Source organism: Pseudomonas sp. Leaf15 (genome assembly GCF_001421425.1).
GTDB classification, from domain to species: domain Bacteria; phylum Pseudomonadota; class Gammaproteobacteria; order Pseudomonadales; family Pseudomonadaceae; genus Aquipseudomonas; species Aquipseudomonas salomonii.
The window spans coordinates 278,866-299,027 of the sequence record NZ_LMKI01000035.1 but is presented as its reverse complement, the minus strand read 5'-3'; the positions used below and the strand labels follow the sequence as shown (position 1 = coordinate 299,027).

The window sequence follows — 20,162 nt, the reverse complement described above, 5'->3', positions numbered from 1 at the left end:
GGTTAATGGCATGAGTGACGAGTGGAAAGCGCCCGAAAAGGCCGAAAGCGGTGATGATAAAAGCTGGAAGCTGTTGGAGAAGACCCTGCTGGCCAGTGTCCAGGAGCAACGCCGTGCGCGTCGCTGGGGGATTTTCTTCAAGTTGCTGACGTTTATCTGGCTTATCGCCATGCTGGCCTTGTTCAGCCCGCTGATGGACATGGAAAAAAGCGCGACCCGTGGCAACAACTACACCGCCTTGATCGACGTGCGCGGGGTGATTGCCGACAAGGAGTCCGCCAGCGCCGATAATATCGTCGGCGGCCTGCGAGCTGCGTTCGAAGACCCCAAGGTCAAGGGCGTGATCCTGCGCATCAACAGCCCGGGCGGCAGCCCTGTGCAGTCTGGCTATGTGTATGACGAGATTCGCCGTCTGCGCGGCCTGCACCCGGACATCAAGCTGTACGCGGTGATTTCTGACCTGGGCGCCTCGGGAGCCTATTACATCGCCAGCGCCGCTGACCAGATCTATGCCGACAAGGCCAGTCTCGTGGGTTCCATTGGTGTGACAGCGGCCGGTTACGGCTTTGTCGGCACCATGGAGAAGTTGGGGGTGGAGCGTCGCACCTACACCTCGGGTGAGCACAAGTCGTTCCTCGATCCGTTCCAGCCACAAAAGGCCGATGAAACCCAGTTCTGGCAGGGCGTGCTTGACACCACCCATCGTCAGTTCATCGCCAGCGTTAAACAGGGGCGTGGCGATCGTCTGAAGGACAAGGACCATCCTGAGCTGTTCTCCGGCCTGGTGTGGTCCGGTGAGCAGGCACTGCCGTTGGGTTTGATCGACGGTCTGGGCAGTGCCAGTTCCGTGGCGCGCGATGTGATTGGCGAGAAGGAACTGGTGGACTTCACTGTCCAGGAATCGCCGTTTGATCGCTTCTCCAAGAAGCTGGGTGCCAGTGTGGCGGAGAAGCTGGCCTACTACATGGGCTTCCAAGGCCCGACACTGCGCTGAAATCTCAGCTTCGTCGTAGTTCAAAAATGTGGGAGCTGGCTTGCCTGCGATAGCGGTGGGCCAGTCACTTTTAATGTCGACTGATCCACCGCTATCGCAGGCAAGCCAGCTCCCACATTTTGTTTTGGGGTGGGCCTAGGGGATTTGCACGCCTTCAGCCAGCAGCATATCCACCAGTCGAATCAGCGGCAGGCCGACCAGGCTGGTCGCATCCGGCCCTTCGGTGCTCTGGAACAGGCTCACACCCAGCCCTTCGGCCTTGAAGCTGCCTGCGCAGTCATAAGGCTGTTCGATGCGCAGATAACGCTCAATGCGTTCCATGTCCAATGCGCGCATCTGTACGGTAAATGGCACACAATCTACCTGGCAGTGGCCCGTCTCACTGTTGAGCAGTGCCAGGCCGGTCAAAAAACTCACCCGTTTGCCGCTGGCGGCCAGTAATTGCTCGCGGGCGTTTTCAAAGGTGTGGGGTTTGCCGATAATGCGGCCATCGAGTGCGGCCACCTGATCGGAGCCGATAATCAAATGCCCTGGATGACTGGCGGCGAGGGCGCGGGCTTTCTCTTGCGCCAGGCGCTTGACCAGCTCAACCGCCGATTCATTTGCGCGATGGCTTTCGTCGATATCCGGCGAGCTGCAGATGAACGGTAGGTGCAGGCGGGCCAGCAATTCCCGGCGATAAACCGAGCTGGAAGCGAGTAATAAAGGCAGCATGGGTGTCTCCTCGAGGCAGCCGTCGATTCTAGCGGGGCGACCAGCTGACGCACAGGGCTGAATTTCCTTTGACATGGCTGGGTGCATCCCTATAATGCTGCGCCTATGTTGAATGACCCGATTCCACCTCACGTTGACCCGCGCAAATTGGCTGATCGTGGCACCACCCTTCAAGGTGAAGTGCTGCTGGCCGATTTGGAGAGACTCTGCGACCCGCTTTCCGACACTGTCGGTACGGTGCAGGCTAAATTCGTTTTTGAACGAGATGAACGTAAGTCTGTGGTAATCCACAGCTTTATCGACACCGAAGTCAAAATGGTTTGCCAGCGTTGTCTTGAGCTGGTCACCCTGCCGATCCACAGCGAATGCAGTTATGCTGTGGTGAAAGAGGGTGCGAATACCCAGTCGTTGCCGAAAGGTTATGACGTGCTGGAACTGGGCGAAGATCCATTGGATCTGCATGCACTGATCGAGGAGGAGCTTTTGCTCGCCTTGCCCATTGTGCCTGCTCATCATCCGGAAGAATGCCAGCAGCCGGAGGGCCTTGATGACGAGGCCGAGCCGAGCGAGGACGAGGTAACGCGGTCCAACCCGTTCAGTGTATTGGCGCAGTTAAAGCGTGACCCAAACGTTTAGGAGTTAATCAATTATGGCTGTTCAGCAGAACAAAAAATCCCGCTCTGCCCGTGACATGCGTCGTTCGCACGATGCCCTGACGGCAAGCACTCTGTCCGTAGAAAAAACCACCGGTGAAATTCACCTGCGTCACCACGTATCGCCAGAAGGCGTATACCGTGGCCGTAAAGTGATCGACAAGGGCGCTGACGAGTAATCACTTGTCTGCTCAAGTCATCGCGATTGACGCAATGGGCGGGGACTTCGGTCCCCGCAGCATTGTTCAGGCTTGCATTGCCAGCCTGTCCGCTACGCCCTCGCTGCACCTGACCCTCGTCGGTCAACATTCCCTACTTGAAGAACTGATTGCCAGCCATCCGGCGGTGGATCGCGCGCGCCTGACCGTTACTGCGGCCAGCGAAACCATCGGCATGGACGAAAAGCCCGCGGCAGCCTTGCGTGGCAAGCCCGACTCTTCAATGCGGGTGGCCCTTGAGTTGTTGCGTGATGGCAAGGTGCAAGCCTGTGTCAGTGCCGGCAATACCGGGGCGTTGATGGCGTTGTCGCGGCATGTGCTCAAGACGTTGCCGGGGATTGATCGGCCGGCCATGGTTGCGGCGATTCCGACGCAGAAAGGCTATTGCCAACTGCTGGACCTGGGTGCAAACGTCGATTGCAGTGCCGAGCACCTGCTCCAGTTCGCGGTGATGGGCTCAGTGGCCGCTGAGGCGTTGGGTGTGGCCCGGCCGCGCGTGGCGTTGCTCAATATCGGCACCGAGGACATCAAGGGCAACCAGCAGGTCAAGCTGGCTGCCACCTTGTTGCAAGGTGCGCGGGGCTTGAACTACATCGGTTTTGTCGAAGGTGACGGCTTGTATCGGGGCGAGGCGGATGTGGTGGTGTGCGACGGGTTTGTCGGCAATATCCTGCTCAAGTCCAGCGAAGGCCTGGCGACCATGATCGCCACGCGTATCGAAGCCTTGTTCAAGCAGAACCTGGCCTCACGCATGGTCGGCGCGCTGGCGTTACCGTTGATGCGCCGCCTGCAGGCAGACCTTGCGCCAGCACGGCATAATGGCGCGAGTTTTCTGGGGCTGCAGGGCATTGTGGTAAAAAGCCACGGCTCGGCCGGTGTGCAGGGCTTTCAAAGTGCGATTGCGCGAGCGTTGATCGAGATCCAGGAAAACCTGCCGCAACGTTTGCACGGGCGTCTTGAGGATCTGTTGCCTTAGGCGAATCGGCCCGGGAGTGCTTAAATGTGACCGGCCAGTTCAATTGACCATCCAATCTGTCAGTTTCGTTCGCGCCCACCGTCGGTGCGAGCATTTTTGACGACCAGATCATTAGGGGCTTGTTACATGTCTACATCCCTCGCATTCGTCTTTCCAGGGCAGGGTTCGCAGTCCCTCGGTATGTTGGCCGAGCTGGGCGCGCAACATCCGCTGATCCTGGAAACCTTCAAGGAAGCTTCCGATGCCCTGGGTTACGACCTGTGGGCACTGACCCAGCAAGGGCCGGAAGAGCAACTCAATCAAACCGATAAAACCCAGCCGGCGATCCTGACCGCCTCGATCGCCCTGTGGCGCTTGTGGCTGGCCGAAGGCGGCGCGCGCCCGGCTTACGTGGCCGGTCACAGCCTGGGCGAGTACAGCGCCTTGGTGGCCGCCGGTAGCCTGACCCTCGCTGAAGCGGTCAAGCTGGTCGAGCGCCGTGGTCAGCTGATGCAGGAAGCTGTTCCAGCCGGGCAGGGCGGCATGGCCGCTATCCTCGGCCTGGACGACGCTGTGGTGATCCAAGCCTGCGCCGAAGCGGCCCAGGGCGAAGTGGTCAGCGCGGTGAACTTCAATTCCCCGGGCCAGGTGGTCATCGCCGGCGCCAAGGCCGCTGTCGATCGCGCCATTGAGGGCTGCAAGGCCCGTGGTGCCAAACGCGCCTTGCCGTTGCCGGTGAGCGTGCCGTCGCACTGCGAGCTGATGCGCCCGGCTGCCGAGCGCTTTGCCGAGTCCATCGCCGCCATCAATTGGCAGGCGCCGCAGATCCCGCTGGTGCAGAACGTCAGTGCGGCCGTTGCCGCCGACCTCGACACCCTCAAGCGCGACCTGCTGGAGCAGCTTTACAAGCCGGTACGCTGGGTTGAGTCGGTACAGACCCTGGCTGCCAATGGTGCCACTGAGTTGGTCGAGTGCGGCCCGGGCAAAGTCCTGGCCGGCCTGAACAAGCGCTGCGCCGATGGCGTGTCGACTGCCAACCTCAATACCCCGGATGCCTTCGCTGCCGCGCGTGCGGCACTGGCCTGAAACCCTTTAGGAGAAGCCTGCATGAGTCTGCAAGGTAAAGTTGCACTGGTTACTGGCGCAAGCCGTGGCATTGGCCAGGCGATCGCCCTGGAACTGGGCCGTCAAGGCGCCGTTGTGATCGGCACCGCCACTTCCGCTTCGGGCGCTGAGCGTATTGCTGCGACCTTGAAGGAAAACGGCGTGCAAGGCACCGGTCTTGAGCTGAATGTGACCAGCGATGAATCTGTTGCTGCTGTGCTGGCTGAGATCACTGCACAGTTCGGTGCACCGGCTATTCTGGTGAACAACGCCGGTATCACCCGTGACAACCTGATGATGCGCATGAAAGACGACGAGTGGTACGACGTGGTCGATACCAACCTGAACAGTCTGTTTCGCCTGTCCAAGGGTGTTTTGCGCGGCATGACCAAGGCGCGTTGGGGCCGAATTATCAATATTGGCTCCGTAGTGGGTGCCATGGGCAACGCAGGCCAAGTAAACTATGCAGCGGCCAAGGCCGGTCTGGAGGGTTTCAGCCGTGCATTGGCCCGTGAAGTCGGTTCGCGTTCGATTACGGTCAACTCGGTGGCCCCAGGGTTCATCGACACCGATATGACCCGCGAACTGCCGGAAGCACAGCGTGAAGCGTTGCTGACCCAGATTCCGCTGGGCCGTCTGGGCCAGGCTCAAGAGATCGCAAATGTGGTCACTTTCCTGGCATCCGACGGTGCGGCATACGTGACTGGGGCTACAATCCCGGTGAACGGCGGGATGTACATGAGTTAAATTGTGACGGATCGCTTCAAAAAAATGTCATACGAGCTGTCTAAAATCCGTTATAAAGCTGCAACTTAATTTATAGGCAGGTGGCCGGTCGGGTACGAGGGTGAAGCTTTCAGTTGAAAAACTGAAAAGGCTTTCTATACACTTACCCACTGGCCAGCTGCCTGAATTTGTCCATTAGGAGTTAAACAAGGTATGAGCACCATCGAAGAGCGCGTCAAGAAAATCGTTGCCGAGCAACTGGGCGTTAAAGAAGAAGAAGTGACCAACTCCGCTTCCTTCGTTGAAGACCTGGGTGCCGATTCCCTTGACACCGTTGAGCTGGTGATGGCTCTGGAAGAGGAATTCGAGACCGAAATCCCGGACGAAGAAGCTGAAAAAATCACTACTGTTCAAGCTGCTATCGACTACGTTACTGCCCACCAGGCGTAATAGTTTGTAGTCGTCGCTTGCTGTCAGGGAAAAACCGCACTGCTGTAACGGCGTGCGGTTTTTTCTTTAAGCGGTGATGAAAAATAAGCTGCGAAGCAAAGTGTCGTCATTAGAAAAAGGAGAGTGCTGTGTCGCGTAGACGCGTCGTAGTCACCGGTATGGGTATGTTGTCGCCACTGGGTACAGATGTGCCGAGCAGTTGGCAGGGCATTCTGGCTGGCCACAGTGGTATTGGTCTGATCGAACACACGGACCTTTCTGCCTATTCCACCCGTTTTGGCGGCTCGGTAAAGGGCTTCAATGTCGAGGAATATCTCTCGGTCAAAGAATCCCGCAAGCTCGACCTGTTCATTCAATACGGCCTGGCAGCCGGTTTTCAGGCGGTGCGTAATGCCGGCCTGGAAGTCACCGACGCCAACCGTGAGCGCATCGGCGTGGCCATGGGTTCGGGTATTGGCGGTTTGACCAATATCGAAGAAACCAGCCGCACGCTGCACGATTCCGGCCCCCGTCGAATTTCGCCGTTCTTCGTGCCGGGCTCGATCATCAATATGATTTCCGGTTTCCTGTCGATCCATCTGGGCGCACAGGGCCCCAACTACGCCATTGCCACGGCGTGCACCACCGGCACGCATTGCATCGGCATGGCGGCGCGTAATATCGCCTATGACGAAGCCGACGTGATGATCGCCGGTGGCGCCGAGATGGCCGCCTGCGGCCTCGGCATGGGCGGCTTCGGCGCGTCCCGTGCGCTGTCGACGCGCAATGACGAGCCGACCCGGGCCAGCCGTCCGTGGGACAAGGGCCGTGACGGCTTTGTACTGGCTGACGGTGCTGGTGCGCTGGTACTCGAGGAGCTGGAGCACGCCAAGGCGCGCGGTGCCACTATTTACGCCGAGCTGATCGGCTTCGGTATGAGCGGTGACGCGTACCACATGACCTCGCCGCCGTCTGACGGTGCCGGTGCTGCACGTTGCATCACCAACGCCTTGCGCGATGCGAAGGTCAACGCCAACCAGGTGCAGTACATCAATGCTCACGGCACATCGACCCCGACGGGCGACCTGGCGGAAGCCGAAGCCATCAAGTCGGTGTTCGGTGAGCACGCCTACAAGCTGGCGGTCAGTTCCACCAAGTCCATGACCGGCCACCTGTTGGGTGCGGCGGGCGCGGTCGAGGCGATCTTCAGCGTCATGGCCATCAAGGATCAGGTCGCTCCGCCGACCATCAACCTCGATGAACCGGACGAGGGCTGCGACCTCAACTTCGTGCCTCACGAAGCGCAACCGATGCCGATCGACGTGGTGATCTCCAACTCGTTCGGTTTCGGTGGCACCAACGGTTCCCTGGTGTTCCGCCGGTTCGCCGAGTGATGCACAGCTGGGTCGACGGTCAGCCAGCGGACAGCGTGCCCCTGAAAGATCGTGGCCTGGCGTATGGCGATGGCCTGTTTGAGACCATCGCCGTCAAGGCCGGGCAACCGGTGCTGCTCGACCGTCACCTGCAACGCCTTGAAGAGGGGTGCAGGCGCCTCGCCTTGATTGCGGATCAAACCCTGATCCGCAGCGAAGTGCTGGCTTACGCCGCTGCCATGGGTAATGGCGTACTCAAATTGATCCTCACCCGTGGCGACAGCCTGCGCGGCTATGGCATCAACCCTGGCGTCCCTGTGCGCCGTATCTTGCAGGGCAATCCGCCCGCTGCTTATCCCCTGGCCCATGCAACCGATGGCATTCGCCTGTTTGCGTGCGCCACACGCTTGGCCGAGCAGCCTTTGCTGGCGGGCCTCAAGCACCTGAATCGTCTTGAACAAGTGATCGCCCGCGCCGAATGGCAGGATACCGAACATGCCGAAGGCTTGATGCTGGACAGGTCCGGTCGCGTCATCGAAGGCGTGTTCAGCAACCTGTTCCTGGTGCGCAATGGCTTGTTACTAACCGCTGATCTGAATCGTTGCGGGGTTGCCGGCGTCATGCGCGCGGAGATTCTGGCGCAGGCGCAAACCCTGGGCATCCCGGTGGCCGTGGCCGACATCAGCATGGACCAGTTGCAACAGGCCGACGAAGTTTTCGTGTGCAACAGCGTTTATGGCATTTGGCCCGTACGTGGTTGCGCCGGGATGAGCTGGTCGGTTGGGCCGCTCACCCGTAAACTGCAGGGCATTGTTCGCGCGCTATTGGGATTTTGAGTTGATACGAAAACTGGTTTTACTGCTGCAGATCGGCCTGGTCTCGGCAGGCTTGCTACTGGGCTTTTCAGCCTGGAAGCTCGACTCTGCGCTGAAGCAGCCCCTGAATCTGACCCAGGAACAATTGCTCGATGTTCCCGCCGGGGCGACCCCGACGGGCACCTTCAATCGCCTTGAAACCGAAGGCGTGCTGGAGGGCGCCTTCTGGTTGCGCCTCTACTGGCGCTTCAACCTCGACGGCCAGCCGCTGCACAGCGGCGAATACCGCATGACCCCAGGCCTCACGGCCGAAGGCCTGATCGGCCTGTGGCAGCGCGGCGAAGTGGTGCAATACAGCCTGACGTTGGTGGAAGGCTGGAACTTTCGTCAGGTGCGTTCAGCGTTGGCCAAACACGAAAAGATCGTGCAGACCCTGTCGGGCCTGAGCGACGGCGAAGTGATGGATAAGCTCGGCCACCCTGGCGTATTTCCCGAAGGGCGGTTCTTTCCTGACACCTATCGCTTCGTGCGCGGCATGACCGATGTCGAATTCCTGAAAAAAGCCTACAACCGCCTGGACGAGGTACTGGCCCAGGAATGGAGCCAGCGCGCCGCCGATGCGCCGTACACCGACCCTTACCAGGCCCTGATCATGGCCTCCCTGGTAGAAAAGGAAACCGGTGTGCCGCAAGAGCGCGGGCAGATCGCCGGCGTGTTCGTGCGTCGCTTGAAAATCGGCATGCTGCTGCAGACCGACCCTACGGTGATCTACGGCCTGGGCGAGCGCTACACCGGCAAGCTGACCCGCGCGCACCTCAAGGAAGCCAATCCCTATAACACCTACATGATTGCCGGCCTGCCGCCGACGCCAATCGCCATGGTCGGCCGCGAGGCGATCCATGCGGCGTTGAACCCGGTGGCCGGCAGTAGCCTGTACTTCGTCGCCCGAGGCGATGGCAGCCATATTTTCTCCGATGACCTGGATGCGCATAATGCCGCCGTGCGTGAGTTCCAACTCAAGCGCCGCGCCGATTATCGCTCCAGCCCGGCACCGGCGGTAAAACCGCCGGAAGATGCGACGCCGCCGACCGATGCCGCGCCGGTTGAAAAACCCGCCGAGCCTGCGTCAGAAGCGACGGCACCACAAAATCCGCAATGACCCCCCCCCCCCAGCTAAGGACAGCGTTGTAAGACTGGCAAGGAGCCATTTCTGAATCAGAACAGACTTTAAGTGACCTGGATCGACACGCTCGATCCAGGCCCAACTTGCGCATGCATTTGCGTTACAAACCCTCGCGCCTGGCGCGGGTGGTCTGTCACCAGCAGGCGTGGTTAAGCTCCGAGCTTCGTTCAGACACTCCGATGCTTGTCATATTTTCATATCTTCGATAGTGAGCGCTTTTTATGCTGAACTCTTTCACTGTTTCAAATGCGTCACTGGATGCGGAAGTAACGCTTCGTTCTGATCCGGATTCAACATTTGGAACATGGATATCAGTGTTGATTGGCAAGAACGGCAGCAGAAAGAGTTACTTTTTACGGCAAATTCTGGAAGCTGCTCTGGGCGGAGGGACGGACGCGGATGCCAAGCGCCGTAAACTGGATATTTCGCCTTCCGGGTGGGAGAGATCGGTTCCCCAGTCATTGATATGTATTTCTGGAACACCTCTGGATCGTTTCCCGAGAACTCGAAATATGGCGCTGGGTGTTCAGAAAAAAATTGAGGGCAAGCGCTTTTTGTATCTCGGGCAAAGAGCAACCAATGGCATGGCGGGCATTAGCCAAAGTCAGCGTACGCTGATGGCCGCTCTGTTTTTAAATTCTGATCCGAGCGGGAATGGAAAGCACCTGTTCGAGAGTGTTTTCAATAGTATTGGGTTTAGAGCGGAATTAGGTATTTCTTTAAGGTTGGGGAAAACCTTATTATCGCATTATAAAACCTGGCTGAGTGCTAGGGTGCATGTTCAGCACATGGCGAAAGATGTGATTGAGGACTATGCCAAAAAGATCGTGTCGGACTATCTTGAGAGTGCGCCCATCGAAGAGCATGCGCCAAGGATAAGGGCAGTATTAATGCGTATTGCCCATTTTGATTTTCGGATTAATGGTATTTTCAAGTTGTTAAGGTGGTTTAACAGCGAAAGTGAGCGCCCAGCGTTACGGTTTGAAGACGGTGTTATTGGCTTTGTAACGAACCCTTGGCACGACTGGGGGCTGGATGAGTTAGAAACGTTTATACGTATGGGTTTGATCGAAATTGATAAGGTTACGTTCTTAAAATGTAATGTTAGTTCCGACTCGTCATCCCCCAGCAATACGGTCACTGGTGACGACATTCAATTGTCCGGTGAAGATTTGAGCTCCGGACAGTGGGGATGGATTGCGGGGTTTGCAGGGTTGTGTGCCCACATCGATAAAAACAGCCTTGTGCTGGTGGATGAACCAGAAAACAGCCTGCATCCGATATGGCAGCAGAAGTATGTTCCAGTTTTAAATAGTATTCTTCGCGAGTTCCCGGGTTCGCAGGCTATCGTGGTGACACATTCACCTATGATTGCGTCGGGTGTCGACCCGCAATGGGGTGGGGTTGAAGCCCTGATTGATCATGGCGTCAATGAGAAAGGTCAGCAGGTAGTCAGGTCGGAACCGGCCGGCAGTACATTCGGGTGGAGAGCTTCGGATGTGTACGAGGAGGCTTTTGGGTTGACGTCTTCGCGTGCGCCTTCGTTTACGCGCATGGCCGACATTGCGCTCGCGCTGATTCGGAGCAGGAAAATTATCGGAAATGATGAGTATGACGTCTTTAAACGAGAACTTACTCTGGATTTAAATTCGTTACCGCTTGCAGACCCGCTCAGAAATGTTCTGGCAAGTATCATCAAAGACCTTGAGTCGCGTTTTATGGCTCGGGAGAATAATTGATGTTTGAAACGATTTCGCCCGACGACTTGGACGAGGCACTGCTCAAGGCGGTGCGAAGGCACCAGGGAAAGGCGTGGTCGTCAAACGCCGATGTTGTAAGTTTTCGCACGCGTTTGCTGGAATTACAAAACTTCCGTTGTGCTTATTGTCAGGGCTTGATTGATCTTGATGAAGTCGGTCATCGAGAGCTTGATCATATATTCCCCAAGTCTGCAACCGAAAACTGCTCTGAGGTCAAAGGGCAAAGCAATGAATTTGAGGAGCGGCAACACACGTTTGGGTATCCGCAGTTTACCTATGAGCCTTTGAATATTATTGTGGCGTGCAAGATTTGTAACTCGTACAAAAAAAACTTTGATCCGTTACTCAATCGAACTGTCCAGTTGGTGGGCGATGACTATCCCGCAGCCAATTCTATATTGTGGTTTTATCCTTATGTGCATCACTACTCACAGCATATCGAGCGCAGTGATAACTGGACCTACACTCAGCTGAGTACCCAGGGAGAAGTCGTCATCAAGGTCTGTAAGCTCGATCAGGCAAGTGTGCTTGCATCGCGTTTTTCGGCGCGGGCCCTTATAAGGGCGAAGCAGTCTGAGAACCTTAGAAGCGCGGCGATGGTGATGGCTGCTGATATCAATGATGGGCTGATCAGCCGCAATCATGCGATTGACGCGCTGGTACTGGCTCTGGAGGTGAACCAGGAAGTCGCGGTCGAGATTGTGCAGTTGTGGCTGGATTATGTAACCGGCGGCAGTGTTGACGCGATTGCAAAGTTTGAAGAGTTGCTGATGTCGGTGGTGGGCGAAGAGTCATTCGACATCGATCGAGCGCAGGCGTCGATCGAGAACAGTTTAGAGGCCTTGTAAGCCGCATCGCCGTCGTCGATGCGGCTTAATTACAGGGCCGTCAGGTGTCAGGCCTGCAACTGATGGGATTGCTCAGCCTGGAACGCTAGTTGGTCGCTCCAGGCTTTTTCCACAGCAGCCCGCAGTTCCTCAAGGCCCTGATTGTTTAGAATCAACACATCTTCCGCTGCTTGCACAATGCCATGCTCAGAAGAGTGAGCCTTAACTTTTGGCAGATCAGGGCGCTTGATATGCCAGATCTTCCCGTTGTGGCTACGCAAAAAGGCAGCTTCATTTTCGAAGCGGATGTCCTTGATGATGATGGTCCTGGCATCCGCCGGGATCTGGCTACGATGTTTCAACGCAGTCACCGGGCGCTGGCTTCGCAACTGCTCAAAGTCGGGATATGCCGCATGAGCATGGTGTTTGAGCAAGTTGATCGCACTGCGCGGCGTGAGACCCCACTGTGTGTCCAGCGTGTCCAACTGCACAGGGTCGCTCACCTGTGCGGCTGTGAAGTCAAAGAATGCCTGGGCCGCCAAGGCGAAAGGCGCGTCTTCGCCAGCAAGCGCTGCACCGTCGACAGCGTCGGCTGTGCGATCGACCGACCGATTAATCTCCTGCTCGGCTCTCATTAACCAGTGCTCTGGGTTATGATGCCGCATCCATTCAGTACCGACTGCCTGGAAGAATTCGCGCGGGGATTTGCCCCACAGCGCTATTGGCTTCTCTTTGAGATCGTCGTTCCAGGTTTCAGCATCGGTAAGTCCGAACAGAGCTTGGCATCCCACCTTGAGCGGGTCAGCCAAGGCAAACGCTGTGACGTGGGGATGGGTCAGCAACATGGATGCCACTGTGTCTTTTCCGGATCTGGCGAGTGCTGCTAGGCCAATGATTGTTCTCACTACGGTCTCTCGGTTTCTGCTCTAACCCTTTAGTTTATGGGCCATTGCTATGGTTTACGTTTTCCTCAAAGGAACATACCACACGTTGTTTAGGTTTTTAGCGAAGGGAAAACACGATTTGACCTATGCCTGCCAGTACGGTGGACACGACCTGTTCCTGGAGCGCGCCCGTGGCTGAAGCCTACCCGTGGCAGGACAGCCTATGGCAGCAATTGGCCGGGCGCGCCCAGCATGCCCATGCCTATTTGCTGCACGGCCCCATCGGCATCGGCAAGCGCGCCCTGGCCGAGCGCCTGATGGCCAGCCTGCTGTGCAAGCAACCGGTCAACCTGCAAGCCTGCGGTGAGTGCAAATCCTGCCTGCTGCTCAAGGCCGGCAGCCACCCCGACAACTACCTGCTCGCACCTGAAGAGGCCGACAAGGCGATCAAGGTCGACCAGGTGCGTGACCTTGTCAGCTTCGTGGTGCAGACCGCGCAGATGGGCGGGCGCAAGGTGGTACTGATCGAGCCGGTGGAGGCGATGAACATCAACGCCGCCAACGCCTTGCTCAAGAGCCTGGAAGAGCCGTCGGGCGACACCGTGCTGTTGCTGGTCAGCCATCAGTCCAGCCGTTTGCTGCCGACTATCCGCAGCCGTTGCGTGCAGCAGGCCTGTCCGCTGCCGAGCGAGGCCATGAGCCTGCAATGGCTGGCGCAGGCGCTGCCGGAATGTTCTGCCGACGAGCGGGTCGAGTTGCTGACCCTGGCTGCCGGTTCACCCCTGGCGGCGGTGAAGCTGCAGGCCCAAGGCGTGCGTGAGCAAAGGGCGCAGGTGGTGGACGGCGTCAAGAAGCTGCTCAAACAGGAACAATCCGCCACGCAACTGGCCGAAGGCGCCTGGAAGGATATTCCGTTGCTGCTGCTGTTCGACTGGTTCTGCGACTGGTCGAGCCTGATCCTGCGCTACCAGTTGACCCAGGACGAAAACGGCCTGGGCCTGCCGGATATGCGCAAAGTGGTGCAGTACCTGGCGCAAAAAAGTGCGCAGGACAAGGTGCTTAACATTCAGGACTGGATCCTGGCCCAGCGCCAGAAAGTCCTCGGCAAGGCCAACCTCAACCGCGTGCTGTTGCTCGAAGCACTGCTGGTGCAATGGGTCGGCTTGCTCGGCAGGCGTTAATTTTCGTGGCCGACGGGTGTATCGTCGGCCAGACACTTCCCATGAATTAAGTCGTACTTTCCTATGCTCGTAGATTCCCACTGCCACCTTGATCGCCTCGACCTTGCCCAGCACGGCGGCTCCCTCGATGCCGCCCTGGAAGCGGCACGCCAGCGTGGGGTAGGGCACTTTCTGTGCATCGGCGTGAGCGCCGACAACGCCGCCGACGTCAAAGCCTTGGCTGATCGCTATGCCGATGTCGATTGTTCGGTCGGCATCCACCCGCTGGACCTCAAGCCGGGTGAAGCGCCGGCCCTGGATTGGCTGTTGGCTGAGCTCAATCACCCACGTGTGGTGGCGATTGGCGAAACCGGCCTGGATTACCACTACGAGCCTGAAGCCGCGCAATTGCAGCAAGCCTCCTTCCGCCTGCACCTGCAAGCCGCCCAGCAGACCGGCAAACCGGTGATCGTCCACACCCGAGGCGCCCGCGCTGACACCCTTACGCTGTTGCGCGAAGCGGCCTTGCCCCAGGCCGGCGTGCTGCATTGCTTCACCGAAGACTGGGATATGGCCAAGGCCGCGCTGGACCTGGGCTTCTATATCTCCCTGTCGGGCATCGTCACCTTCCGCAACGCCGACGCCTTGCGCGACGTGGCGCGCCAGGTGCCGGTCGACCGCCTGCTGGTGGAAACCGATTCGCCTTACCTGGCGCCGATTCCCCATCGCGGCAAGCCGAACCTGCCGGAATACGTGCGTGATGTGGCCGATTACCTGGCGATGCTGCGCGGTGAATCCGTTGAGCGCTTTGCCGAACAGACCACCGAGAACTTCAAGCGTCTGTTCCCGCTGGCCCACGTGGCCGGTTGAGGCGGTCAAATCGCAGGCAAAAAAAACCCGGGTTCTGGGGGGTGAATCCGGGCTAAGACCATTAGGAGTAAAACAAGGGCACACAGTCCGTCGGTACCCAGGTCGACGCGTCACTTGGGGGAGATGCCGCGCCGACAATTCAAGTATTGATCAGTATCCGATTCAGTCCAGTCGCGATTGATCGTTTTTTAAACAGATTTGGAATACGCGCGCTTCGCTTGAGTTCTCATTGAGCGCAAGCACGGCTGCCATTGTGATGTATTGTTTCTGACTGAAATCCATCCATTCGTTGGCGCGCTGAAACTAAAGTGCGTGGTGGGTTCACATAGGCGTTGCCCAACGACCGTTCAGTCGGGATAATCCCTCGCATCGGGTAAATCGTATCGCCATGAAGTCGTGGCCCGCGTAACCCTCCCTAATTCCGACCTCTGCAGACCTCTTCCTCATGCACAAAGAACCCCGTAAGGTCCGTGAGTTTCGCCGCCGTGAGCAGGAAATTCTCGACACTGCACTCAAGTTATTCCTCGAACAAGGTGAAGACAGCGTCACCGTCGAGATGATTGCGGATGCCGTGGGTATCGGCAAAGGCACGATCTATAAACACTTTAAATCCAAGGCCGAGATCTACCTGCGGCTGATGCTCGACTACGAGCGCGATTTGAACGAGCTGTTGCATTCGGCTGATGTGGACAAGGACAAGGAGGCGCTGTCACGCGCCTATTTCGAGTTCCGCATGCGTGACCCGCAGCGCTACCGCCTGTTTGACCGCCTGGAAGAAAAGGTGGTCAAGGGCCATCAAGTGCCGGAAATGGTCGAGGAGCTGCACAAGATCCGCGCCTCGAACTTCGAGCGCCTCACCCTGCTGATCAAGGGCCGCATCAGCGAAGGCAAGCTGGAAGACGTGCCGCCGTATTTCCACTATTGCGCCGCCTGGGCGTTGGTACATGGCGCCGTTGCGCTGTACCACTCGCCGTTCTGGAGCAATGTGCTGGAAGATCAGGAAGGCTTCTTCCAGTTCCTGATGGACATCGGCGTGCGCATGGGCAACAAGCGCAAGCACAGCACTGAGCTGCCGAGTGCTGAGCCCAAGGGCAGCGACGCTCCTGCTGTTTAAGCCATTCCCGACAGTGATGGCGCAATGATTTGCTGCCGCTTGCAGTACCCCAGGAATATACTCAGGCAAGGACGCTTGCTAAAAGCTGATTTTTCAGTCAGCTTTTAGCGCGCCTGAACCATCCTCTGCCGGAGTGTTCCATGATCGTTGATCGTCAAGGCAGGCGATTTCGCAATTTGCGGATCAGCCTGACCTCAGCCTGTAATTACGCGTGTACCTACTGCGTGCCTAACGGCAAGCGGCTGGTGGCTGCCCAGGACGAACTCTCGGCCGAGGCCATGGCGCGTGGCGTGGCCTATCTGATCGAAGCGGCCGGCATCGAGCGCTTGCGCATCACCGGCGGAGAGCCGTTGGTCAGCCCCAAGCTGGAAGCCTTTATGGGCGCTGTGGGCGGCATGGGCCTGAGTGACATCAGCCTGACGACAAATGGCCAACTGCTGACGCGCAAGTTGCCACTGCTGGTCGACGCGGGTATTCGGCGCATCAACGTGTCCCTCGATACCCTGGATGCTGACGCCTTCCGCAGCATCGCCCGTGGTGGCGACCTGGCCACCGTGCTTGATGGCATGGACCAGGCCCGCGCTGCTGGCATCAAGATCAAAGTCAATATGGTGCCGTTGCGCGGGCAGAACCTCGACCAGGTGATGCCGTTGCTCGACTACTGCCTGGAGCGTGGCTACGAGCTGCGCTTTATCGAACTGATGCGCATGGGCCATCTGGCCAAGGATTCCAATGCGTTCCTGCAGCAGTTTGTCAGCCTGCAACAACTGCTCAGCCTGATCGGCGAGCATCACGAATACCTGCAAGCCAACGCGCCGATTGATGCCACGGCGGTGCGCTACGAAGTGCCGGGCAAAGGCTTCTTTGGCGTGATCGCCAACGAAAGCGTGCCGTTCTGCCGCACCTGCTCGCGCCTGCGCTTGTCGTCGACCGGTTGGCTGCATGGCTGTTTGTCGTCGAGCAACCGCCACTACGTGGGCGACCTGCTGGACCAACCGCGCCATCAGGCACTGCCGGCCTTGCAAGGGCTGTTGATGAAGGCCTTGGGTGACAAGCAGGAAGTGGCCTTCTCCGGCGGCGCCACGGTCATGAAGATCATCGGCGGCTAAAACCGCACCCAGTCCAATGTGTAAGCCAGCTCCCACATTTGGTTATGCATCCTTCTTGAATGGCGCGGATTCTGCATTAAGTGCCCATTCGCCGGTTTTCCGTCACCGGCTTCTGGAGGATTAGGATGCGTAGTCTGGTTTTGTTGCTGGCGTCAGTGGCGCTGAGTGGCTGCATGACCGTCAGCGATATGGCCGAAGGCACCCGCTATCAGATGAGCGACGCCGGGCTGCTGGACCACAGTGATACCCGCCGTACCGCCTCGGTGCGCATACAGCCGGACTCCTTTGTGTTTATCGCCCAGGGCGCCTTTGTGCCGCCCGGCAGCGCCTACCCGCGTCCCAACGTGGTGGCCGAAGAAGCCTTCAACGGCTTTGTCGAATATTTCCCGATGGTGCGCCGCGCCCGTAAGCCGGAAGGCCTCGAACAGGCCATGGCCGAAGCCCGTGCGGCGGGCGCTCATTACCTGCTGTATTGCCGCTTTGCGGCAGCCGATGACCGAATCGGCAATGCCGATGAGTGGACCGACCAGCAAGCGTTGGACCGTGTTGGCCTGGACAACGGTGTGATTCAGATCATGTTGATCGAGACCAGCACCCAGTATTTGATTGATACTGCACGCATTCGCAGTCGTGGCGGTTTACTGACGTTCCACGACAACAAGCCAGAAGACTTGATTGCCCGCCCGCTGGCCCAATACGCCCGCGGCCTGTTGGGGATGGGGGATCAATAAAAATCCAGAGGAGAACCCTATGACCGATTCCGCCAAGGCCAATGACTTATTGGCTCAACTGCCCAAGGGCAGGGGGCCGGCACCGGTACATCTATGGAACCCGGATTTCTGCGGCAACATCGACATGCGCATCGCCCGTGACGGCACCTGGTTTTACCAGGGCACGCCGATCGGGCGTAAGCCGATGGTCAAGCTGTTCTCCAACATCATCCGCCGCGATGGCGATGATTATTTCCTGGTCACTCCGGTGGAAAAGGTCGGCATCAGCGTCGATGATGCGCCCTTTGTCGCGGTAACGCTGGAAGTCGAAGGGCAGGGCGAAAGCCAGGTGCTGCGCTTTACCACCAATGTCGACGAGGACATTGAAGCGGGCCTTGAACACCCCTTGCGCGTGGTGATCGACCCGATCACCCAAGAACCCGCGCCTTACCTGCGAGTGCGCGCCAACCTTGAAGCCCTTGTGCATCGCAACGTGTTTTACCAATTGGTCGAGTTGGCGGTCAGCCGTCCGATCAACGGTCAGAACTGGCTTGGCGTATGGAGCGGCGGGGAGTTTTTCCGCATTGGCCTGGAGCCTTGAGGCCAATTTTTTCATCACCCTGAAATAATTTTGCTTGCTGAGATCGGGCGCTTTCGGTTATCAATTTGTACATGATTAGACATGTCCGATTTGATAAGAAAAAACGCGTTGTCGACGAACTCATCCGCCGTATCGAAGGTGGAGTGATGGCCGACGGCGTCCTGCTGCCGGGCGAGCATCAACTGGCCGAGGAGTTTGCGGTCAGCCGTGGCACCTTGCGCGAAGCGCTGGCGGAGCTCAAACGGCGCAACTACATCGCCACGCAGAGCGGCGTCGGCTCCATCGTCACCTTTGACGGCATGGCGCTCGATCAACGCAGCGGCTGGGCACAGGCGCTGGCCGATACCGGCGCGTTGGTCATCACCGACATCCTGCGCCTGGAAGCCGTGACGCGACCGGACCTGCTCAGCCGTTTCGGCAGCGACCAATTTATCGCCCTCGACCGCCGTCGGCGCACCCCCGATGGCACCGCTGTGTCTCTGGAACGTTCGCTGATGCCCGCCACCGGCGGCTTGGAAAGCCTGCCGCGTGTCGGCCTGATCGATAATTCCCTCACCATCACCCTGGCCGCCTACGGCTACGTGGGCGCCGAAGGGGACCAGTGGATCGGTGCCGAGCCCTTGAGCGATGAAGACGCCGAGTTGCTCGGCCGCCCAGCCGGTACGGTGTTTCTCAAAGCCTCGCGCACCACCTACGACCGCCGCGAGCGCCTCATGGAGCATGTCGAAAGCTTGCTCGACCCTTTGCATTTTCGCCTGCACCTGCAGTTTGGAGCTTCGAAATGACCGCGCAAAATCGTGCCCTCGGTGCCTTTTACGGCCTGGCCCTGGGCGATGCATTGGGCATGCCCACCCAGTCGTTGAGCCGCGAGCAGGTGCAGCAGCGCTTCGGGGCCATCACCACTCTGGAAGCGGCTGGCGCCGACCAACCCATCGCGCCGAACATGCCGGCCGGCTCCATCACCGATGACACCGAGCAGGCGATCCTGGTCGGTGAGTTGCTGGTGCAAGGGCGGGGCAAAATCGAACCCACGGTGCTCGCCCAGCGCCTGATCGACTGGGAAGCGGCGATGCGCGCCAAAGGCTCCCAGGACTTGCTGGGGCCATCGACCAAACGCGCTATCGATATGATCCTCGCCGGCCACACCCCGGAAGAATCCGGGCGTTACGGCACCACCAATGGCGCTGCGATGCGCATCACGCCGGTCGGTATTGCCGCCGACGTCAGCGACCCGGCGCGGTTTATCCAGGCGGTGATCCAGGCCTGCCAGGTCACTCATAACACCAACCTGGGCATCTCCAGCGCGGCGGCGGTGGCGGCGGTGGTTTCGGCCGGTATCAACGGTGTGGATTTGGGTGAAGCGCTGAACATCGGCACCCAGCTCGCCCAGCAGGCCGAAGGCCATGGCCACTGGATTGCCGGTGGGCGGATTTCCACGCGCATCAGTTGGGCGCGCACCTTGAGCGTCGGCAGCGGCGACAAAGCCCTGTTTGCCGACCTGCTTTACGAACTGATCGGCACCTCCGTCGCCTCACAAGAGTCGGTAGTGGTGTCGTTTGCCCTCGCCCAGCAAGTGGCGGTGGGCGACATGAATGCCTTCGAGGCGCTGTGCCTGGCGGCCAGCCTTGGCGGCGACACCGACACCATCGCCGCCATGCTGGGCGCGATGTTGGGCGCGTGCCTGGGCATGCAGTGCTGGCCTGAGGCGATGATTGAGCAGGTCAAGCAGGTCAATGGCCTGGATTTGCAGGCGTTGGTTCAAGGGCTGCTGCCATTGCGCTGAACACCACTAAGCAAACATGTGGGAGCTGGCTTGCCTGCGATAACGGTGTGCCAGCCACTGATGCACTCACTGAAAGACCGCTATCGCAGGCAAGCCAGCTCCCACATTAAATCGTGTTTGAGTCAGGACGACCGATTAAAGCTTTGACTATCTGCCACAACCACAACAATACAGGCACCA

The 20,162-nt window shown here is 58.6% G+C and carries 22 protein-coding genes; 20 read left to right on the top strand and 2 right to left on the bottom strand.

Translation table 11 applies throughout. The annotated features are described in order from the left end of the window. Window positions 1-10 precede the first annotated feature (10 nt). Window positions 11-994 (top strand): S49 family peptidase, encoded by a 984-nt coding sequence (locus ASE80_RS27205; protein WP_056861647.1) that lies wholly within the window; start codon window positions 11-13, stop codon window positions 992-994. Between the two features lie 135 nt (window positions 995-1,129). Here ASE80_RS27205 and ASE80_RS27200 read toward each other — a convergent pair whose 3' ends face one another. After that, on the bottom strand, window positions 1,130-1,708 hold the full coding sequence (locus ASE80_RS27200; protein WP_056861646.1) for a Maf family protein: 579 nt from the start codon (window positions 1,706-1,708) through the stop codon (window positions 1,130-1,132). Window positions 1,709-1,813: 105 nt separating this feature from the next. Here ASE80_RS27200 and ASE80_RS27195 point away from each other — a divergent pair, with 105 nt between their 5' ends. From ASE80_RS27195 to ASE80_RS27145, 11 genes are all read left to right on the top strand, one after another. Continuing rightward, the gene (locus ASE80_RS27195) at window positions 1,814-2,344 is read left to right on the top strand and encodes a YceD family protein (RefSeq protein ID WP_005790551.1); all 531 of its coding nucleotides are present in this window, start codon (window positions 1,814-1,816) and stop codon (window positions 2,342-2,344) included. 13 nt (window positions 2,345-2,357) lie between these two features. After that, window positions 2,358-2,540: a 50S ribosomal protein L32 gene (gene rpmF, locus ASE80_RS27190; RefSeq protein WP_008152339.1), complete on the top strand. Its 183-nt coding sequence runs from the start codon at window positions 2,358-2,360 to the stop codon at window positions 2,538-2,540. A 4-nt stretch (window positions 2,541-2,544) separates the two neighbouring features. Then, window positions 2,545-3,555, top strand: coding sequence for a phosphate acyltransferase PlsX (gene plsX, locus ASE80_RS27185; protein ID WP_082463689.1), 1,011 nt, complete (start codon window positions 2,545-2,547; stop codon window positions 3,553-3,555). Window positions 3,556-3,681: 126 nt separating this feature from the next. Next, window positions 3,682-4,620: an ACP S-malonyltransferase gene (gene fabD, locus ASE80_RS27180; RefSeq protein ID WP_056861644.1), complete on the top strand. Its 939-nt coding sequence runs from the start codon at window positions 3,682-3,684 to the stop codon at window positions 4,618-4,620. Window positions 4,621-4,641: 21 nt separating this feature from the next. Continuing rightward, entirely contained in the window at window positions 4,642-5,385 is a 744-nt protein-coding gene (fabG, locus tag ASE80_RS27175) for a 3-oxoacyl-ACP reductase FabG (protein WP_015885432.1), read from the top strand. 192 nt (window positions 5,386-5,577) lie between these two features. Then, entirely contained in the window at window positions 5,578-5,814 is a 237-nt protein-coding gene (gene acpP, locus ASE80_RS27170; protein WP_016973676.1) for an acyl carrier protein, read from the top strand. A gap of 128 nt (window positions 5,815-5,942) precedes the next feature. Beyond that, complete coding sequence (gene fabF, locus ASE80_RS27165; RefSeq protein ID WP_056861643.1) at window positions 5,943-7,187, top strand: beta-ketoacyl-ACP synthase II; 1,245 nt, start codon at window positions 5,943-5,945, stop codon at window positions 7,185-7,187. Then, window positions 7,187-8,002 (top strand): aminodeoxychorismate lyase, encoded by an 816-nt coding sequence (gene pabC / locus ASE80_RS27160; RefSeq protein ID WP_056861642.1) that lies wholly within the window; start codon window positions 7,187-7,189, stop codon window positions 8,000-8,002. The genes fabF and pabC overlap by 1 nt, the downstream gene beginning before the upstream one ends. A gap of 1 nt (window position 8,003) precedes the next feature. Further along, window positions 8,004-9,140 carry an endolytic transglycosylase MltG gene (mltG, locus tag ASE80_RS27155; RefSeq protein ID WP_056861641.1) on the top strand — a complete coding sequence of 379 codons (1,137 nt, stop codon included), beginning with the start codon at window positions 8,004-8,006 and terminating at the stop codon, window positions 9,138-9,140. 245 nt (window positions 9,141-9,385) lie between these two features. Beyond that, a complete protein-coding gene (locus ASE80_RS27150; protein ID WP_082463688.1) occupies window positions 9,386-10,903 on the top strand; it encodes an AAA family ATPase in 1,518 nt (505 codons plus the stop codon). After that, window positions 10,903-11,772 (top strand): HNH endonuclease, encoded by an 870-nt coding sequence (locus tag ASE80_RS27145; protein ID WP_056861639.1) that lies wholly within the window; start codon window positions 10,903-10,905, stop codon window positions 11,770-11,772. Before ASE80_RS27150 ends, ASE80_RS27145 begins: the two co-directional genes overlap by 1 nt. Before the next feature lie 47 nt (window positions 11,773-11,819). Here the strand turns inward: ASE80_RS27145 and ASE80_RS27140 are convergent, their stop codons facing one another. Next, window positions 11,820-12,596, bottom strand: a complete 777-nt coding sequence (locus ASE80_RS27140) for a deoxynucleotide monophosphate kinase family protein (protein ID WP_056861638.1) — start codon at window positions 12,594-12,596, stop codon at window positions 11,820-11,822. Between the two features lie 230 nt (window positions 12,597-12,826). On the opposite strand from ASE80_RS27140, the gene ASE80_RS27135 reads away from it, so the two are divergent. The 8 genes from ASE80_RS27135 (at window position 12,827) to ASE80_RS27100 (ending at window position 19,982) form a co-directional block, all read left to right on the top strand. Then, complete coding sequence (locus tag ASE80_RS27135; RefSeq protein ID WP_056861637.1) at window positions 12,827-13,816, top strand: DNA polymerase III subunit delta'; 990 nt, start codon at window positions 12,827-12,829, stop codon at window positions 13,814-13,816. Between the two features lie 63 nt (window positions 13,817-13,879). Continuing rightward, window positions 13,880-14,665: a TatD family hydrolase gene (locus ASE80_RS27130; RefSeq protein WP_056861636.1), complete on the top strand. Its 786-nt coding sequence runs from the start codon at window positions 13,880-13,882 to the stop codon at window positions 14,663-14,665. A 445-nt stretch (window positions 14,666-15,110) separates the two neighbouring features. Then, complete coding sequence (locus ASE80_RS27125) at window positions 15,111-15,779, top strand: TetR/AcrR family transcriptional regulator (RefSeq protein ID WP_056861635.1); 669 nt, start codon at window positions 15,111-15,113, stop codon at window positions 15,777-15,779. Between the two features lie 140 nt (window positions 15,780-15,919). Further along, window positions 15,920-16,888, top strand: a complete 969-nt coding sequence (locus ASE80_RS27120) for a GTP 3',8-cyclase MoaA (RefSeq protein ID WP_056861634.1) — start codon at window positions 15,920-15,922, stop codon at window positions 16,886-16,888. A 125-nt stretch (window positions 16,889-17,013) separates the two neighbouring features. Next, complete coding sequence (locus ASE80_RS27115) at window positions 17,014-17,619, top strand: DUF4823 domain-containing protein (protein ID WP_056861633.1); 606 nt, start codon at window positions 17,014-17,016, stop codon at window positions 17,617-17,619. A 19-nt stretch (window positions 17,620-17,638) separates the two neighbouring features. Next, window positions 17,639-18,199: a DUF1285 domain-containing protein gene (locus ASE80_RS27110; RefSeq protein WP_056861632.1), complete on the top strand. Its 561-nt coding sequence runs from the start codon at window positions 17,639-17,641 to the stop codon at window positions 18,197-18,199. A gap of 71 nt (window positions 18,200-18,270) precedes the next feature. Further along, entirely contained in the window at window positions 18,271-18,984 is a 714-nt protein-coding gene (locus tag ASE80_RS27105; RefSeq protein WP_056861631.1) for a GntR family transcriptional regulator, read from the top strand. Next, window positions 18,981-19,982, top strand: coding sequence for an ADP-ribosylglycohydrolase family protein (locus tag ASE80_RS27100; protein WP_056861630.1), 1,002 nt, complete (start codon window positions 18,981-18,983; stop codon window positions 19,980-19,982). The genes ASE80_RS27105 and ASE80_RS27100 overlap by 4 nt, the downstream gene beginning before the upstream one ends. Window positions 19,983-20,162 lie beyond the last annotated feature (180 nt).

What these genes read in the sequence shown, in the direction of transcription:
- rpmF (WP_008152339.1), top strand. Translation starts at nt 2,358, where the DNA reads ATGGCTGTTCAGCAGAACAAAAAATCCCGCTCTGCCCGTGACATGCGT.
- ASE80_RS27200 (WP_056861646.1), bottom strand. Translation starts at nt 1,708, where the DNA reads ATGCTGCCTTTATTACTCGCTTCCAGCTCGGTTTATCGCCGGGAATTG.
- ASE80_RS27130 (WP_056861636.1), top strand. Translation starts at nt 13,880, where the DNA reads ATGCTCGTAGATTCCCACTGCCACCTTGATCGCCTCGACCTTGCCCAG.
- fabG (WP_015885432.1), top strand. Translation starts at nt 4,642, where the DNA reads ATGAGTCTGCAAGGTAAAGTTGCACTGGTTACTGGCGCAAGCCGTGGC.
- ASE80_RS27140 (WP_056861638.1), bottom strand. Translation starts at nt 12,596, where the DNA reads ATGTTGCTGACCCATCCCCACGTCACAGCGTTTGCCTTGGCTGACCCG.
- ASE80_RS27145 (WP_056861639.1), top strand. Translation starts at nt 10,903, where the DNA reads ATGTTTGAAACGATTTCGCCCGACGACTTGGACGAGGCACTGCTCAAG.
- ASE80_RS27150 (WP_082463688.1), top strand. Translation starts at nt 9,386, where the DNA reads ATGCTGAACTCTTTCACTGTTTCAAATGCGTCACTGGATGCGGAAGTA.
- ASE80_RS27125 (WP_056861635.1), top strand. Translation starts at nt 15,111, where the DNA reads ATGCACAAAGAACCCCGTAAGGTCCGTGAGTTTCGCCGCCGTGAGCAG.
- ASE80_RS27110 (WP_056861632.1), top strand. Translation starts at nt 17,639, where the DNA reads ATGACCGATTCCGCCAAGGCCAATGACTTATTGGCTCAACTGCCCAAG.
- ASE80_RS27195 (WP_005790551.1), top strand. Translation starts at nt 1,814, where the DNA reads ATGTTGAATGACCCGATTCCACCTCACGTTGACCCGCGCAAATTGGCT.
- ASE80_RS27105 (WP_056861631.1), top strand. Translation starts at nt 18,271, where the DNA reads ATGATTAGACATGTCCGATTTGATAAGAAAAAACGCGTTGTCGACGAA.
- ASE80_RS27115 (WP_056861633.1), top strand. Translation starts at nt 17,014, where the DNA reads ATGCGTAGTCTGGTTTTGTTGCTGGCGTCAGTGGCGCTGAGTGGCTGC.
- fabD (WP_056861644.1), top strand. Translation starts at nt 3,682, where the DNA reads ATGTCTACATCCCTCGCATTCGTCTTTCCAGGGCAGGGTTCGCAGTCC.
- ASE80_RS27205 (WP_056861647.1), top strand. Translation starts at nt 11, where the DNA reads ATGAGTGACGAGTGGAAAGCGCCCGAAAAGGCCGAAAGCGGTGATGAT.
- ASE80_RS27120 (WP_056861634.1), top strand. Translation starts at nt 15,920, where the DNA reads ATGATCGTTGATCGTCAAGGCAGGCGATTTCGCAATTTGCGGATCAGC.
- acpP (WP_016973676.1), top strand. Translation starts at nt 5,578, where the DNA reads ATGAGCACCATCGAAGAGCGCGTCAAGAAAATCGTTGCCGAGCAACTG.
- pabC (WP_056861642.1), top strand. Translation starts at nt 7,187, where the DNA reads ATGCACAGCTGGGTCGACGGTCAGCCAGCGGACAGCGTGCCCCTGAAA.
- ASE80_RS27100 (WP_056861630.1), top strand. Translation starts at nt 18,981, where the DNA reads ATGACCGCGCAAAATCGTGCCCTCGGTGCCTTTTACGGCCTGGCCCTG.